Below are 15,269 nucleotides of genomic sequence, written 5' to 3'. Positions count from 1 at the left end.
GCAGGGCCCGGACGGGGTCGTCCCCGATGCGTCAGGGCCCCGCCGGCGGGGCGGAAGTCCGGACCCGGGCGGGGCCCGCAGCGCAGGACGTAGGGAGTTCCCCGATGCCGCGGCCCCCGTCCGCTGGCAGGCTCTCCGATGCGACGGCACCGGCTCCGGCCGAGCGCCGTCGGGTGCGCGCCGGCCCAGGGGGAGCCGTGCCCGCGGCCAGGCGGTGGCCCGGCCGGTCGACTGCCCGGTGGCCACAGTGCCGCGGACCGGGGTGTCCGAGGCGGCGGGAATCCCGGTGGCCCCATGACGACGGCCGTCCCGCGCGGTGCGGGGCGGAGTTCTTGGCCGATCGGACGGAGGTGGTGACCGTGACCCCCAGGAACGCCCGTGAACCCCGCAGGACCCAGGGCGGCACCCGGAACGGCGCACGCGAGACGGCCACCGCAGGAACCGGCTCGGGCACGCTCCGCGGGAGCGTCGTCCGGCTCGTCGGCCTGGTCGCCGAAAGCCTCAGGGGGGCGGCCGCCGAGGCACCCGAGGTCGTCGACCTCGACCGGCCGCCCCGCTCCCGCGCGGAAGTCGCCATGCGCAGGCCGCCGTCGGGGAATCCCCCCGGGGCAGGATCGCCGCGCGCATGGCGGCTCCCCCGACGCTCCCCCGGCCGGGCGCACCCGCGGCCCCGCCCGTGCCCCCGAAGACGGCCGGGACGCATGTCCCCCTCCCCGACGGCATACGCCTGACGGCGTGGGTCACCGGCGACGGGCACGGGGTCACGGTGATCATCCGCAATCCCCACCCTGCCCGTTCCCTGGCCGGGGCCGCGTGGCGGTCCGCCTTCACCGCGGACGGGTCCGCGTCCCCGGTGCTCCGCGTCGCCGTCCACGGGGTGCCGTACGCCTGGGAGCCGTCCGCCGGGGAGAGCGCCTTCCCCGAGGACGCCGAACTGTCGTGCCGCGTGCAGGGCGACGACCCCGTCCCGGGGCTCCCCGAGGCCGGGCAGCCGGTGGAGGTCACGCTGCGGGAGGGGCGGCCACCGGTCACCAAGACGCTGTGGACACCGCTGCGCTGACCGTCCGGAGCCTGCTCACCGCACCATGCCGGCCGTCGCCAGCGTACGGGCGAGGTCGGAGCGCGACCGGATGCCGAGCTTGCGGTACACCCGCGTGAGGTGCGCCTCCACGGTCTTGCGGGACAGGAACAGGGTCGAGGCGGTCTCCAGGTTGCTGAGCCCGCCGGCGACGGCGCGGGCTATCTGGAGTTCCTGGGCGGTCAGCAGGTCGGCGAGGGAGACCTGCGCCCGCTGCGGCGCGACGCGGTGTCCGGCCGCCGCCAGTTCGGCCTCCGCCCGCGCGGCCCAGGGACGGGCGCCCAGCGCGCTGAAGGTGGTGAGGGCCGCGAGCAGCGGGACGCGGGCCTCCGCGGGGCGACGCAACCGCCGCATCACCTCCCCGTGCACCAGAGCCGTCCGCGCCTGGCCGAAGGGCATCTCCCGGCGGGCGTGCGCCCGGTCCGCCGCGGCGAACAGCCGTACCGCCTCGTCGGCGTCGGTCGCCAGCAGACCGCGGCAGCGTGCCGTCGCCGCCTCGGGCCAGGCCAGGCCGGTGGCCCGGGCCCGCTCGTCGAGCCAGTCGGCCAGTCCGGCCGCCCGGTCGCGGTTCCCGCCGCGGACGTGCGCCTCCGCCAGGTCGGCCACGAAGGTCAGCATGTTGGGATTGCCCAGCCCGCACTCCTCGGCGAGCGCGAAGGCCCGCTCCAGATGGCGAACGCAGTCGTCCGGGTCTCCCGCGGTGAGTGCGGCCGAGCCGAGGGCCCCGAGAGCCAGGACTTCCAGGCCGTGCGTGACCGGCCAGCCGTTCCGCTCCCGATAGGCCGCGATGTGCCGCTCGCAGCCCTGGCGGTCGCCGCGGCGTCCGTCGATACGGGCGAGCAGGATGGCGGCATAGCTGCCCGTGGTGACCTGGCCCAGCTCGCGTGCCCAGCGGACGGCCTCGGCGGCGTCGGCCCTCGCCGCCGCCCAGTTCCGCCAGCTCTCGGCCTCGCACCGGCCGGCCAGGGCGTAGGCGAGCAGTCCGAGCGAGGCGCCGCGCCGGATCCGCTCGACGACCCCGCCGAGCAGGGAGGCCGCGGCGGCGTCCTCGTCGGCCCAGGAGAGCCTCGCCTATCTGCACCGTCAGTTGCTGCAGCTCGGGGGTGACGGCCTCGGGAAGGGCCGCCCGCTCCCGCAGCAGCAATTCCCTGCCTTCCCGCACCTGGCCGGCCAGCGCCATGGTGGCACCGAGCAGGGCACGTGCCCAGTCGTGGCCGCCGTCCCGGTGCGCCGTGCCACCACGTCGCGGACCAGATTGCCGCAGTCCATGTGATGCCGCAGCCACCGGGAAGGCGGGCCCTGGCGTGCGGTGACGACCGGTGACGTCCTGGGCGGCCCCGTGCCGGTGTGGCTGCCGGCGCACGTACTGCTCCCGGTGTTCCGGGCGGCCTCGGGTCCGGGGCCCGCTGAGGGCCTCCGGACCCACGCGCCGGCCCTCAGACCGTCAGGACGACCTTCCCGAACAGGTCCCCGCCCGCCATCTTCTCGAAGCCCTCGCGGGCCCGGTCCAGCGGCAGCACGGTGTCGATGACCGGGCGCACCCCGGTGACGGCACAGAAGCTGAGCAGGTCCTCCAGCTCGTCCTTGGTGCCCATGGTCGAGCCGACCACCTTGAGTTCCAGGAAGAAGATCCGGTTGAGCTCGGCGGCCTTCGGGTTGGGCCCGGAGGTCGCGCCGGAGATCACCAGCGTGCCGCCGGGGCGCAGCGACTTGACCGAGTGGGACCAGGTCGCGGCGCCGACGGTCTCGATGACCGCGTCCACGCGCTGCGGCAGCCGGGCGCCCGGCTCGAAGGCGGCGTCGGCGCCGAGGTCCTCGGCGCGCTTGCGCTTGGCCTCGTCGCGGCTGGTGGCGAAGACCCGCAGGCCCGCGGCCTTGGCCAGCACGATGGCGGCGGTGGCGACGCCGCCGCCCGCACCCTGGACTAGGACGGAATCACCGGGGCGCACACCCGCGTTGGTGAAGAGCATCCGGTAGGCGGTCAGCCAGGCCGTGGGCAGGCAGGCGGCCTCCTCGAAGGAGAGCTCCTTCGGCTTGGGCAGCAGGTTCCAGGTGGGCACGGAGACCTTCTCGGCGAAGGTGCCCTGGTACTTCTCGGTGAGGATGCTGCGCGGCTCGTCGGGGCCCACCCCGTGACCGCTCAGGCCGACGACGGGGTAGACGACGACTTCGTTGCCGTGCTCGTCGATCCCGGCGGCGTCGCAGCCGAGGATCATCGGCAGGCTCTCCTCGCCGAGCCCCACCCCGCGCAGCGACCACAGGTCGTGGTGGTTCAGGGAGGCGGCCTTGACGGTGACGGTGCTCCAGCCGGGCCGTGCCTCCGGCTCGGGGCGCTCCCCGAGTTCGAGGCCGCTCAGCGGCTGGTCGCGGTCGATTCGGGCGGCGTAGGCAGCGAACATGACCTTGACGCTAGCGCCGCGCGGTGCCCCGGCGTAACCGCACGGGGATGTGACACGCGCCGCGCGGCGCGGTGCCCCCGACCGGCGGGCACCGCGCCGCGCGGCGGCGTGGTCTGCGGGCGTACGGCGCGCTCAGCGCCGGGCGACGCCCTCGGCGCGGGCGGCCGCGGCCACGGCGGCGGAGACCGCGGGGGCCACGCGCTCGTCGAACGGCGAGGGGATCACGCAGTCGGCGGACAGTTCGCCGTCCACCACGGCGGCCAGCGCCTCGGCGGCGGCGATCTTCATGCCCTCGGTGATCCGGGAGGCCCGCACCTGCAGCGCGCCCGCGAAGATGCCGGGGAAGGCGAGCACGTTGTTGATCTGGTTCGGGAAGTCGCTGCGCCCGGTGGCGACGACGGCCGCGTACTTGTGCGCCACGTCGGGGTGGATCTCCGGCGTGGGGTTGGCCATCGCGAAGACGAAGCAGCCCTTCGCCATGGTGGCGACGGCCTCCTCCGCCACGGTGCCGCCGGAGACGCCGATGAAGACGTCCGCACCCGCGAGCGCTTCCTCCAGGGTCCCGGTGAGCCCGGCCCGGTTGGTGTACGTGGTGAGCTCGCGCTTGGCGGAGTTCAGGTCCTCGCGGCCCGCGTGCACCACGCCCTTGCGGTCGGTGACGGCGACGTCCCCGATGCCGGCCTCGACGAGGATCTTGGCGATGGCGACGCCCGCGGCACCGGCCCCGGAGATCACCGCGCGCAGCTCGCCCAGCGCGCGGCCGGTCAGCCGGGTGGCGTTGCGGAGCGCGGCGAGCGTGACGACGGCCGTGCCGTGCTGGTCGTCGTGGAAGACCGGGATGTCCAGGCGCTCCTGCAGCTTGCGCTCGATCTCGAAGCAGCGGGGGGCGGAGATGTCCTCCAGGTTCACCCCGCCGAAGGAGGGTGCGAGGCGCACGACGGTGTCGACGATCTCGTCCACGTCGGTGGTGGCGAGCGCGATCGGGACCGCGTCCACGCCGCCGAACTGCTTGAAGAGGATCGCCTTGCCCTCCATCACCGGCAGGGACGCCTCCGGGCCGATGTCGCCGAGGCCCAGCACCGCCGTACCGTCCGTGACCACGGCCACGACCTGGGACTTCCACGTGTAGTCGTGGACCAGCTCGGGCTGCTCGGCGATGGCGGTGCACACGCGGGCGACGCCCGGCGTGTAGGCGAGCGACAGGTCGTCGGCGTTGCGCACCGGGACGGTCGCGGTCACCTCCATCTTGCCGCCGCGGTGGAGGGCGAAGACCGGGTCCACGGGGCTTTCCGGGCCGTCGCCGTCGGCGCTCTCCGCGTGTTCGGTCCTGTCGGTGCTGTCCGTGCCGTCGGTGCGAGGATTGACAATCTCCGCTGCCACTGTTGACCCCTTTGTCCGAATTGTCTATGAGGGTACTACCCCCTACAACAGGGGGTAGGTGGGCTCGGCTTCCGTACACCCGGACTCGAGTGGTCCCGGGCGCGACGGAGGCCAGGCGCGCCGCACGCGCGCCGAGGGGCCCCCGGTGAGGGGTAAGGGTCTGTTGTACCGGAAGACGGTTTCCGCTGACGAGTCTGTGCGCCGCACCACGGTGTCGCACATCGGGAACTTCTGCGCACAACGCAACAAGCCGTCCGAATAGCGGGACAAGGAAAGTGATGCACGCAACTTCGCAGCACGGCCCCACCGCGGTCCGGCCTTGGTGTACCGGCCTGGTGGGGGTCAGGGGATCGCCCGTTATGCGATTTTGACACATCCGGGCCCCCATGAGGACGTGTCCGGATGGCAAGATGCGGAGATCACACGTGAACGCGACATCCGAACGTGTGTACCCGGAGATCGGCTGCTCCCAGGATTCCCGCAGGAGGAACCACCAATGACCGCACGTACCACCCGTCGCTCGACCGTGACGAGCCGCTTCGCCGCGGTCGGAGCGATCGCGGTCGCCGGTGCCCTCGTCCTCACCGGTTGCGGCGACCAGACGGACAAGGGCGGGTCCCCGTCCGCGTCGAGCGACGCGTCCAAGGCGCCGCTCTTCGACAAGCTGCCGAAGTCGGTGCAGTCGGCGGGCGTGCTCAAGGTCGGCTCGGACATCGCGTACCCGCCGGTGGAGTTCGTCAAGGACGGCAAGAACGTCGGCATTGACCCGGACCTGGCCGACGCCATGGCCAAGCAGCTCGGTGTGAAGGTCGAGTTCAACAACGGCACCTTCGACACCCTGCTGACCGGTCTGCGCGCCAAGCGCTACGACATGGTGATGTCGGCGATGAGCGACACCAAGGACCGCCAGGAGGGCGTCGACTCCTCCACCGGCAAGAAGGTCGGCGAGGGCGTCGACTTCGTGGACTACTTCACCGCGGGCTCCTCGGTCATCGTGAAGAAGGGCAACCCGGAGGGCATCACGTCCCTCGCGGACCTGTGCGGCAAGAAGGTCGCCGTGCAGCGCGGCACCACCTCCCAGGACCTGCTCAAGGCCCAGAAGTGCGACAAGCCGATGTCGATCGAGCCCTTCGACACCGACACCGAGGCGCAGACCCGCCTGAAGGCCGGCGGCGTCGTCGCCGACGTCTCCGACTTCCCGGTCGCCGCGTACGCCGTGAAGACCTCCGGCGGCGGCAACGACTTCGAGCTCGCCGGCGAGCAGGTCGAGGCCGGCCCGTACGGCATCGCGGTCGCCAAGAGCAACACCGAGCTGCGCGACGCGCTGCAGGCCGCGCTGACCGCCGTCATCAAGGACGGCTCCTACACCAAGGTCCTGGAGAAGTGGGGCGTCACCGACGGCGCCGTCACCGAGGCCAAGATCAACGGCGGCTCCTGAGTCACGACAGCAAGAGGCTTCCCTCCATGTCCGAAGCGAATGACAAGGTCCCGGCCGGCACCCCGGCCGGGACCCCGCCCGCCGCGGCCTCCCGCCCGGAGGCCATCAAGGCGATCCCCGTACGCCACTACGGCCGCTGGATCTCGGCGATCCTGGTGCTGGCCGTGCTGGGGCTGCTGGTCAACGCGTTCGCCAACGCGAACGTGAACTACGGGGCGATCCCGGACTTCCTGTTCGACTCCGCGGTCCTCAAGGGCCTTCGGAACACGGTCGTCATCACCGTGGTCTCGATGGCGCTGGGCCTGATCCTGGGCATCGTGCTCGCGGTGATGCGGCTGTCGAAGAACCCCGTGACCTCCTCGGTGGCCTGGGGCTACATCTGGTTCTTCCGCGGCACCCCGGTCTACGTCCAGCTGCTCATCTGGTTCAACCTGGCGCTGATCTTCCCGGTCATCAATCTCGGCTTCTACAAGGACGAGATGAACCAGTTCATGACCCCCTTCATGGCCGCGCTGCTCGGCCTGGGTCTGAACGAGGCCGCGTACATGTCCGAGATCGTGCGGGCCGGCATCCAGTCCGTCGACGAGGGCCAGACCGAGGCGTCGCACGCGCTGGGCATGACCCAGGGCCAGAACCTGCGCCGTGTGGTGCTGCCGCAGGCGATGCGGGTGATCGTCCCGCCGACCGGCAACGAGTTCATCAACATGCTGAAGACCTCGTCGCTGGCCGCGCAGGCCGCCCAGTACGCCGAACTGCTGCGCTCCACCACCGACATCGGCAACACCACCGGTGCCACCGTGGAGATGCTCTTCCTCGCCGCGGTCTGGTACCTGGTCCTCACCTCGGTGTTCTCGGTGGGCCAGTACTACCTGGAGCGCCGTTACGCCCGCGGGACGACCCGCAACCTGCCGCCCACCCCGTGGCAGCGAGTCAGGGCCAACCTGGGCACCTTCCGCCGCCCGGAGGTGGCACGATGACCGACTTCAGCAAGGGCACCGGCGCCCACCCGATGGTCAAGGCCGAGGCGGTGCACAAGCACTTCGGCCTGGCCCACATCCTCAAGGGCATCGACCTGGAGGTCGCCCCGCGTGAGGTGTTCTGCCTGATCGGCCCGTCGGGCTCGGGCAAGTCCACCTTCCTGCGGTGCATCAACCACCTGGAGAAGATCAGCGGCGGCCGGCTCTCGGTCGACGGCGAGCTGGTCGGCTACCGGCAGAAGGGCGACAAGCTCTACGAGCTCAAGGACCGCGAGGTCGCCGCGAAGCGCCGCGACATCGGCATGGTCTTCCAGCGCTTCAACCTCTTCCCCCACATGACCGCGATCGAGAACGTGATCGAGGCCCCGGTGCGGGTGAAGAGGGAGGCCAAGGCCGTCGCCCGCGAGCGCGCGCTGGCCCTGCTGGACCGGGTCGGCCTGCGCGACAAGGCCGGGCACTACCCCGCCCAGCTCTCCGGTGGTCAGCAGCAGCGGGTGGCCATCGCCCGCGCGCTGGCGATGGAGCCGAAGCTGATGCTCTTCGACGAGCCCACCTCCGCGCTCGACCCGGAGCTGGTCGGTGACGTCCTGGACGTCATGCGGGGCCTCGCCGAGGACGGCATGACGATGATCGTGGTCACCCACGAGATGGGCTTCGCCCGCGAGGTCGGCGACGCCCTGGTCTTCATGGACGACGGCGTCGTCGTCGAGTCCGGCCACCCGCGCGACGTGCTCACCGACCCGCAGCACGACCGCACCAAGGCCTTCCTCTCCAAGGTCCTCTGACCGGGCGTGCGTGAGGGGCGGCGCCGTCCGGCGCCGCCCCTCACGCGTTCCCCCGCTCGGGGTACGGATCACTTCAGCCCGAGGACGATCGCATCCGACACCGAACGCCAGACCTCCCGGGCCTCGCCGAAGCCGGCCTCCCGCAGGGCCGCGGCGTGCCAGGCCGGGGGCAGCTCGTCCCCGTCGGCGTGGGAACCGTAGATCACGAACCGCTCCTCGGTGGGACCGGCCAGCACGGGGTCGGCCTTGGCGGTGGCCCACCACTGCTCCCAGTCCAGCACGCCCTCCGCCCTCCGCCGCTCGCGGCGGGCCCGGTCCAGCTCGCGCACGGCCGCGTTGAGCCGCGGCGTCGAGGCGTCGGGCATGTGGTCGGCGTTGAGGAACACCCCGCCATCGCGCAGCAGGCCGGCCAGCGTCCCGTACAGGGCCTCCAGCGGCCCGGGCTTCAGCCAGTGCAGGGCGGTCGCGGTGAGCACGGCGTCGTAGGTGTCGTACGGCAGGGCCCGCGACCAGTGCGGGTCGCGCAGGTCGGCGGTGACGAACTCGATCCTGCGCTCGCCGGCGAAGTGGCCGCGGGCGATCGCCAGCAGCGCCGGGTCGAGGTCCACGCCGGTCGACACGGCGTCCGGGAAGCGCCGCAGCAGCCGGTCGGAGATGCTGCCGGTGCCGCAGGCCAGGTCCAGCACCCGGGGCGCGGGGCCGGCCAGCGCCTCCACCATGTCGAGCATGATCCGGAACCGTTCCTCCCGGTCCGGCAGGTACCACTCCTGCTGCCGGTCCCAGCTGTCCTGCCAGGCCTGCCAGTCGGTCACCGCCGCAGTGGTGTCGGACATACGGTTCCCCTCCAGTCGTAATACCCTTAGAGCAAGAGCAGTCATTACCGACCTTAGAGCGCACGCGTAAGGACTACAAGTGGAACTCGCCTATTACTCCGACTACGCCGTGCGCCTGGTGAACAGCGAGGAGCCCGAGCGCGGCCTCGACCATCTGACCTCGGTCGATGCCGTGCGCGAGCTGTTCGGTCCGGCCAGCCAGGCGGCGGGCCGCGTGGGCGACGCCGACGTACAGCGGCTGCGCACCGTCCGCACCCGGCTGCGCGGCGTCTTCGAGGCCGCCTCCGAGGGAGACGAGGTGCGCGCCGTGGACCTGCTGAACGCACTGCTGCTGGAGTTCCCGGTCAGCCCGCAGATCTCCGGCCACGAGTACCTCGACGAGAGCGGCCGGCCGGACTGGCACATGCACCTCGCCGAGCACGCGGCCACGGCGACCGCCTCCTACGCCGCGACCGCCTGCATGGGCCTGGCCTTCCAGCTCACCGACCTCGGTGTGGACCGGCTCGGCATCTGCCAGGCCACCACGTGCCGCAACGCCTACATCGACACCTCGACCAACCGGTCCCGCCGCTACTGCTCGGACCGCTGCGCGACCCGCGCCAACGTCGCGGCCTACCGCGCCCGCAAGCGCCTGGAGAACGAGCGGTCCGCCCTGAGCGGCCTGACGCAGGACACCAGCCAGCCCGCCACACCGGCCGCCGACCGCTGAACCTCGCGCGGCGGCCGGAAGCGCCCCCGTCCCCGGGCGAGCACCAGCTCGTCCGGGACGGTGCCGAACTCCCTGCTGTCGTTCTCCACGAAGGTGTTGTCGCCCAGCACCCACCAGCCGCCCTCGCGCCGCTCCACGGCGCGTTTGACGATCAGCAGGTCCTGCTGGAGCGGATGGCGCAGCACCACCACGTCACCCTCGCGGACCTCCGCGGCGCTCCTGACGTGTTGCACCAGCAGCCAGTCGCCGTGCTGCAGCGTCGGCACCATCGACGGACCTGTCACCTCGACCAGCTGGTACGGCACTCTCCTCCTCTGCCCAAGCCCGGGCTCACGCATGCTCAGCCTCCTCCTCCATGCTCCACCAGCCCAGGGTGACACCAGACTTTTGTCCTAAGCACCAAGGGGCACCCGAGAAAACCACTCGACAGGGGAGTAATCTCCCTGGTGGAAAGACGATCACGAGGAAGGACAGTCATGCTCGCTCGCCTGTTCGCGCCCAAGGTCAAGGTCAGCGCCCACTGCGACCTGCCCTGCGGTGTCTACGACCCGGCCCAGGCCCGCATCGAGGCGCAGTCCGTCAAGGCGGTCCAGGAGAAGTACCAGGCCAACGAGGACCCGCACTTCCGGGCCCGCGCCATCGTCATCAAGGAGCAGCGCGCGGAGCTCGTCAAGCACCACCTGTCGGTGCTGTGGAGCGACTACTTCAAGGCGCCGCACTTCGAGAAGTACCCGCAACTGCACCAGCTCTTCAACGACGCGCTGAAGGCGGGCAGCGCCGCCAAGGCCTCGACCGACCCGGCGACCGGCCAGAAGCTGCTCGACCTGATCGACCAGATCGACGCCATCTTCCAGGAGACGAAGAAGGCCTGACCTGGCGTCGGCGCACCGCGCCCGGTCCGGGCGGCCCCGCAGGGGCCCGCGCGGACCGGGCGCGGTCGTACGCCCCCCGATCGGACCGTGACCGCAGGACAGTGCCTCCCGGCGCGCTTTGAATGGGCGCCATGCCGCTGCGCTCCCCCCGGGTCCGGACCTCACGCCCCCGCGCCCTGGCCGCACTCGGCCTGGTGGCCGCGCTGACCGCCGGTGGTCTCGCCGGCGCGGTCGCGCCGGCACCGTCCGCGCACCGGGGCGGACCGGTCCCCTCCCCCTCCGGCGGCGCCGGCACGCTCCCGGACGCACCGCCCGCCCAGCCCCCGCCGCAGCTGACGGCCGCGCAGGTGGCCCGCGCCGTGGACCGCCTGGACGGTTCCGTGCGGGAGGCGATGCGCAGGACCGGTGTGCCCGGCGTGGCGGTCGGGGTCGTCCACGACGGCCGGGTCCTGTTCCTGAAGGGCTACGGCCTGCGCGAGGTGGGCCGGCCCGGCCGGGTCGGGCCCGACACCGTCTTCCAGCTCGCCTCGGTCTCCAAACCGCTCACCACCACCGTCGTCGCCGGTGCGGTCGGCGACGGGACCGTCGGCTGGGACGACCGGGTGCGGGAGCACGACCCCGGCTTCCGGCTGAAGGACCGCTGGACCGGTGACCACCTGACGCTCGCCGACCTCCTCTCCCACCGCAGCGGCCTGCCCGACCACGCGGGCGACCTCCTCGAGGACCTCGGATTCGGCCGCGCCCACATCCTCGGCCGGCTCCGGTACGAGCCCCTCGCCCCCTTCCGGACGAGCTACGCCTACACCAACTTCGGCTTCACCGAGGCCGCCCTCGCCGTGGCCCGCGCGGCGGGCACCTCCTGGGAGGAGCTGGCCCGACGGGAACTCCTGCGGCCGCTCGGCATGACCTCCACCGGTTTCCGCTTCGCCGACTACGTGGGCGCCCGTGACAGGGCCGCCGCCCATGTGCGCGCGGACGGCCGCTGGCAGGCCCGGTACGTACGCGACGCCGACGCCCAGAGCCCGGCGGGCGGCGCGAGTTCCACCGTCCGGGACATGACGAAGTGGCTGCTGCTCCAGCTGGGCGACGGGAGGTACGACGGGCGCCGGGTCGTCGACGCCGCGGCGCTGGAGCGGACCTGGCGCCCGCACGTCCTGGCCCAGCCACCGCGCGCCCCGGCCGGGCGCAGCGGCTTCTACGGCCTCGGGTGGAACGTCGGCCACGACGACCGCGGCCGGCTGCGGATCGGTCACTCCGGCGGCTTCGGCCTCGGCGCCGCGACCTACGCGGGACTGCTCCCCTCCGAACGCCTGGGCCTGGTCGTCCTCACCAACGGCGAACCGATGGGCGTCCCGGAGGCGATCGCCGAGGGCTTCTTCGACACCGCGCAGAACGGCGGCCCCACCGTCGACTGGCCGGCCTTCTTCGGCCCGCCGGCTCGACGAGGAAGGGCGGTCGCGGACGGACTACGACGCTCCCCCGGCGCGCGCCGCCCCGGCCGCGCCGTACGACGCGTACACCGGGAGCTACGCCAACGACTACTACGGCCCGATGACCGTGCGCGTCCGCGACGGCGCCTTGACGATGGAACTGGGCCCGCGGCCGCTGCGCTTCGCGCTGCGCCACTACACGGGCGACACCTTCAGCTACGAGACCACCGGCGAGAACGCGGTGGGCCGCTCCGGTGTCACCTTCACCCTGGGTGTGGACGGCCGGGCCGGCCGGGTCCGGGTGGAACACCTCGACGCCGACGGACTGGGCACCTTCACCCGGACCGCCGGGGCCGCCCCCGCCGGACGGACCCCCCGGGCCGGAGGCAAGTGACGGCCCGGGGGGCGCTTGCGCGGGGTACCGGCGCGCCACCCCCGAGCCGTCACTCGCGCTCCCGCGTGCGCACAGGCACACGCTCCGGAAGGGCGGGGGCAATACCGCGGAAGTCCGTGTGCGGGGCGCCCCGTCTTTGATGGACTCGCCCCCGTGGCGGTACCGCTCCCGAGGCCCGGGGTGAAGGTGCAGGTGAGGGGGTGTGGGTCCGGGTCGGGCGGGTGGGGCCGCTGTAGACTCGATCTCACTCGTACGGGTCAACCGACGTGCTAGCAGGAAGAATCCATCCCGTGGTGAACGCACTGCAGGAACTGATCAAGCGCCGGCTGGAGCAGCGGGGCTGGTCGTACGGTGAGGTGGCGCGGCGCGGTGGCGTCCCGCGGTCGACGGTGCATCACCTGGCGACAACGGCGCGGGTGGCCCGGATGCCGCAGCAGTCCACGCTGGAGGGCCTGTCGCGCGGGCTGGAACTGCCGCTGGAGGCGGTACGCCGCGCCGCGGCCGAGGCCTGCGGGATCCACCTGTACGTCGAGGACGGCACCGGCACCACCCCCGACCCCGAGGTGGCCACCCTCATCGCCAGCGTCCGGCAACTGTCCGAAGCCGACCGCCGACACGTCGCCGCCCTCGTCGAATCCCTCCTCCGCAGCTCCACCCGGTCATAGTCCGCCCGCCGCCGGGCGGTCCGGCGCCGGGCCGTCGGGCGCCGCGCAGTCCGGTGGTCCTGCGCCGCGTGCGGAGCGGCAGCGGTACAGGAAGTCGTCCTGGTCGAGGCCGCACAGCGCCGCCATCGGTTCGACGGGCGGTCGCTCGAAGCGGTACGCCGTCAGCGCGCCGAGCAGCGCGCGGCCGTACGCCGGGCGCGGTGTCCTGCGCTGCGGAGGGGCCGTCCGGAACATCTCAGCACGCCGCCGGTCTGACGATGCGCAGCCAGCCGATGACCGCGTTGACGGTGGCGTAGTCGAGTTCGGCGATCCTGGCGACGGCGTCCGCGTCGTCCCGGCGGACCGGGACCCCGGCGGCGTCGAGGGCGCAGTGCAGCATGACCTGGTGCGCCTGCGTGGGCGGCAGGGTCTGCCCCGCACGGATCTGGGTGCGCAGCAGGTAGGAGATCGGCAACGGGGGCGTCGGTCGGTCCACGGTCATGCTCGGGTTCCCTCGAAGTAGTCGGACAGGGCTGTGGTGAGGTCGAGCCGGCTGTGCCATGTGCGGTGGTCGAGGAGTTCGGTCTGCGTCCGGGCCCAGAAGGCGCCGATCACGGCGTGGTCGTTCCGGTCGGCGACCAGGCCGGTGGGGGGCGCCAGTCCGCGGGCGTGGGCGCGTTCGGTGAAGACGAGGGTGGTGAAGCGCCCCTCGGGCCGGGGGCCGGGGTGGACGGAGTGCCGCAGCACCGCCCTGCTCAGGGCGTCCGCCGCCACGGCGGCGGCCGGTGCGGAACCCGTGCTCCAGCCCATCAGCCGGCGGGCGTGGGCGTCGAGCACGATCACGCAGAGCAGTTCGCCCTGGCGGGTGGCGAGTTCGACGGCGTCGGTCACCCAGAGCCGGTCGGGCACGCCGGGGCGGCCCTGGAGCCCGGCACGCCGCATGAGCAGTTCGACGGTGCCGTGGCTGATGGGGATGCCGTGCCGCAGGGTGAGTTCCTCGTGGATGCGCCGGTACCCGAAGGTGCCGCGCGAGGCGGCGTGGATGGAGCTGATGAGGTCCGTCAGCCACAGGTGCCGGGTGGAGCGGGGGGAGGGGGGCCGGCCGCGCCAGGTGAAGTACCCCGATTCGGAGATGCCGAGGACGCGCGTGGCGGTCCGGACCGGGAGCCCCTCACCGGCCATCACCTGCACGGCCTCAAATCGCCTTTTGGGGACACCACATCGCGCAGCAGCTCGGTGACCCGCCGGTGGACGGCGAGTTCGGTCTCCAGTTCGGTGATGCGCCTGCGGGCCGCGGTCAGCTCGGCGGTGCCCATCGGTGCGCGCCGCGGCCTGCCCAGGTGCGGCAGGTGCGTGCGCCGCCATTGGTAGATCGTCTGGTCGCCGAGGCCGAGGTCCAGGGCGACCTTCTTCACCGGCTCGCCCGCGACCAGCAGGTCGAGGGCCTTGCGGCGCAGCTCGGGCGGGTATCGCTTGGGCACTTCGTCCTCCGGAAGGCCGGTCGTGGTCCCGGGCCGGGGACCCGTCTGGGGGTTTGGGGAGGTGAGGGACGTGCCCCCGGCCCGGAAGCGGTGGGGGCGTCAGCTGACGTGGCGGTGCATGGTCACGGTGGGCCGGAACTCCCGCAGCGTGCTCGTTCCGGCTCCGGCCGGGACGGCTGCCGCCGCGCGGTCGAGGACGGCCCTGACCTCGGCGGCGAGGGCGTCCGCGCGGCGCTCGATCTCGGAGATCGGGTCGCCGCACCGCCTCAGCTCGGCCACCCGGCGCCGGATGTCGGCGAGCCGGTCCCGGTCGCGGGCGCTCAGGGTGAGTGGCCGCGGGGTCGCCACGATGAACTGGTAGGCGCCCGCGAAGGTCTGGCATCCGGTGCAGTGCTGGTTGACGGCACGGCTGATGTTCGTCGCGTTGATCCGCCGGAGGTCGACACCGGAGGTGGTGACGATCTGGAAGGAGAGGGCGATCGAACGGCACGGACGGGAGAGCGAGCAGCCGACGGAGGCGGCGACCGCCCGGTTGTGCGCCGCGGCGGCGACGAGCGGCCCGAACTGGTGGATCGAGAACTCCTCGTCGTACTGGACGGGGTGTGCCCGGTTGGCGAGGGTGTGCGCCTCGTCCACGGCGGCGCCGACGCTGCGGGGGATGTGCGACCCCGATGCCGCGCCGGCCGGGGCCGCGGTGGCGAGGGCGACGAGGCCGGCGGTGGTCAGCATGCCCAGCCGGACGGCCTTGCGGCCCACCGTGCTGGTGTGGGGCTTTCGGTGCGTCACGGACTTCTCCTGTACCGGTGGAAGGGATGTCGGGGGGAGGGGGGAGGGGGGAGGGGGGAGGGG

At 72.8% G+C, this 15,269-nt stretch carries 17 protein-coding genes and 2 pseudogenes; 9 read left to right on the top strand and 10 right to left on the bottom strand.

The genetic code is table 11. The features are described from left to right. The first annotated feature begins 625 nt into the window (after window positions 1-625). Window positions 626-1,060, top strand: coding sequence for a hypothetical protein (locus AC1VWI_RS28895; RefSeq protein ID WP_499513918.1), 435 nt, complete (start codon window positions 626-628; stop codon window positions 1,058-1,060). A gap of 15 nt (window positions 1,061-1,075) precedes the next feature. Here AC1VWI_RS28895 and AC1VWI_RS28890 read toward each other — a convergent pair whose 3' ends face one another. From AC1VWI_RS28890 to AC1VWI_RS28880, 3 genes are all read right to left on the bottom strand, one after another. After that, window positions 1,076-1,696: a LuxR C-terminal-related transcriptional regulator gene (locus AC1VWI_RS28890; RefSeq protein ID WP_499513917.1), complete on the bottom strand. Its 621-nt coding sequence runs from the start codon at window positions 1,694-1,696 to the stop codon at window positions 1,076-1,078. An 818-nt stretch (window positions 1,697-2,514) separates the two neighbouring features. Next, entirely contained in the window at window positions 2,515-3,477 is a 963-nt protein-coding gene (locus AC1VWI_RS28885) for a zinc-binding dehydrogenase (protein ID WP_499513916.1), read from the bottom strand. 132 nt (window positions 3,478-3,609) lie between these two features. After that, the gene (locus tag AC1VWI_RS28880; RefSeq protein ID WP_499513915.1) at window positions 3,610-4,857 is read right to left on the bottom strand and encodes an NAD(P)-dependent malic enzyme; all 1,248 of its coding nucleotides are present in this window, start codon (window positions 4,855-4,857) and stop codon (window positions 3,610-3,612) included. Between the two features lie 496 nt (window positions 4,858-5,353). Between AC1VWI_RS28880 and AC1VWI_RS28875 the strand changes: the two genes are divergently transcribed. The 3 genes from AC1VWI_RS28875 to AC1VWI_RS28865 are packed head-to-tail and all read left to right on the top strand — an operon-like array spanning window position 5,354 to window position 8,057. Continuing rightward, window positions 5,354-6,295 (top strand): ABC transporter substrate-binding protein, encoded by a 942-nt coding sequence (locus tag AC1VWI_RS28875; protein ID WP_499513914.1) that lies wholly within the window; start codon window positions 5,354-5,356, stop codon window positions 6,293-6,295. Window positions 6,296-6,321: 26 nt separating this feature from the next. Further along, window positions 6,322-7,272 carry an amino acid ABC transporter permease gene (locus tag AC1VWI_RS28870; RefSeq protein WP_499513913.1) on the top strand — a complete coding sequence of 317 codons (951 nt, stop codon included), beginning with the start codon at window positions 6,322-6,324 and terminating at the stop codon, window positions 7,270-7,272. Beyond that, the gene (locus AC1VWI_RS28865; protein ID WP_499513912.1) at window positions 7,269-8,057 is read left to right on the top strand and encodes an amino acid ABC transporter ATP-binding protein; all 789 of its coding nucleotides are present in this window, start codon (window positions 7,269-7,271) and stop codon (window positions 8,055-8,057) included. The genes AC1VWI_RS28870 and AC1VWI_RS28865 overlap by 4 nt, the downstream gene beginning before the upstream one ends. 68 nt (window positions 8,058-8,125) lie before the next feature. Here the strand turns inward: AC1VWI_RS28865 and AC1VWI_RS28860 are convergent, their stop codons facing one another. Then, entirely contained in the window at window positions 8,126-8,890 is a 765-nt protein-coding gene (locus AC1VWI_RS28860; protein WP_499513911.1) for a methyltransferase domain-containing protein, read from the bottom strand. A gap of 79 nt (window positions 8,891-8,969) precedes the next feature. Between AC1VWI_RS28860 and AC1VWI_RS28855 the strand changes: the two genes are divergently transcribed. Next, entirely contained in the window at window positions 8,970-9,599 is a 630-nt protein-coding gene (locus tag AC1VWI_RS28855; RefSeq protein WP_499513910.1) for a CGNR zinc finger domain-containing protein, read from the top strand. Here AC1VWI_RS28855 and sodX read toward each other — a convergent pair. Further along, the gene (sodX, locus tag AC1VWI_RS28850; RefSeq protein WP_499513909.1) at window positions 9,503-9,937 is read right to left on the bottom strand and encodes a nickel-type superoxide dismutase maturation protease; all 435 of its coding nucleotides are present in this window, start codon (window positions 9,935-9,937) and stop codon (window positions 9,503-9,505) included. The genes AC1VWI_RS28855 and sodX overlap by 97 nt on opposite strands. Before the next feature lie 138 nt (window positions 9,938-10,075). Here sodX and sodN point away from each other — a divergent pair, with 138 nt between their 5' ends. The 4 genes and pseudogenes from sodN (at window position 10,076) to AC1VWI_RS28830 (ending at window position 12,960) form a co-directional block, all read left to right on the top strand. Continuing rightward, entirely contained in the window at window positions 10,076-10,471 is a 396-nt protein-coding gene (gene sodN, locus AC1VWI_RS28845) for a superoxide dismutase, Ni (protein WP_018563636.1), read from the top strand. 122 nt (window positions 10,472-10,593) lie between these two features. Further along, window positions 10,594-11,760, top strand: a pseudogene (locus AC1VWI_RS28840) (serine hydrolase domain-containing protein); the annotation flags it as partial. 247 nt (window positions 11,761-12,007) lie between these two features. Beyond that, window positions 12,008-12,295, top strand: a pseudogene (locus tag AC1VWI_RS28835) (DUF3471 domain-containing protein); the annotation flags it as partial. A gap of 290 nt (window positions 12,296-12,585) precedes the next feature. Next, complete coding sequence (locus tag AC1VWI_RS28830; protein WP_499513908.1) at window positions 12,586-12,960, top strand: helix-turn-helix domain-containing protein; 375 nt, start codon at window positions 12,586-12,588, stop codon at window positions 12,958-12,960. Here the strand turns inward: AC1VWI_RS28830 and AC1VWI_RS28825 are convergent. From AC1VWI_RS28825 to AC1VWI_RS28805, 5 genes are all read right to left on the bottom strand, one after another. Then, window positions 12,955-13,194, bottom strand: a complete 240-nt coding sequence (locus AC1VWI_RS28825; RefSeq protein WP_499513907.1) for a hypothetical protein — start codon at window positions 13,192-13,194, stop codon at window positions 12,955-12,957. The genes AC1VWI_RS28830 and AC1VWI_RS28825 overlap by 6 nt on opposite strands. Window position 13,195: 1 nt before the next feature. Further along, a complete protein-coding gene (locus AC1VWI_RS28820; protein ID WP_499513906.1) occupies window positions 13,196-13,441 on the bottom strand; it encodes a hypothetical protein in 246 nt (81 codons plus the stop codon). Continuing rightward, a complete protein-coding gene (locus AC1VWI_RS28815) occupies window positions 13,438-14,121 on the bottom strand; it encodes an IS3 family transposase (protein WP_499516944.1) in 684 nt (227 codons plus the stop codon). The genes AC1VWI_RS28820 and AC1VWI_RS28815 overlap by 4 nt, the downstream gene beginning before the upstream one ends. Next, on the bottom strand, window positions 14,121-14,420 hold the full coding sequence (locus AC1VWI_RS28810) for a transposase (protein ID WP_499513905.1): 300 nt from the start codon (window positions 14,418-14,420) through the stop codon (window positions 14,121-14,123). The genes AC1VWI_RS28815 and AC1VWI_RS28810 overlap by 1 nt, the downstream gene beginning before the upstream one ends. A 99-nt stretch (window positions 14,421-14,519) precedes the next feature. Beyond that, window positions 14,520-15,206 carry a hypothetical protein gene (locus tag AC1VWI_RS28805; RefSeq protein ID WP_499513904.1) on the bottom strand — a complete coding sequence of 229 codons (687 nt, stop codon included), beginning with the start codon at window positions 15,204-15,206 and terminating at the stop codon, window positions 14,520-14,522. Window positions 15,207-15,269 lie beyond the last annotated feature (63 nt).

It is taken from the genome of Streptomyces sp. TOM-9, assembly GCF_056858595.1.
This window is presented reverse-complemented; position numbering and strand designations above follow the sequence as displayed.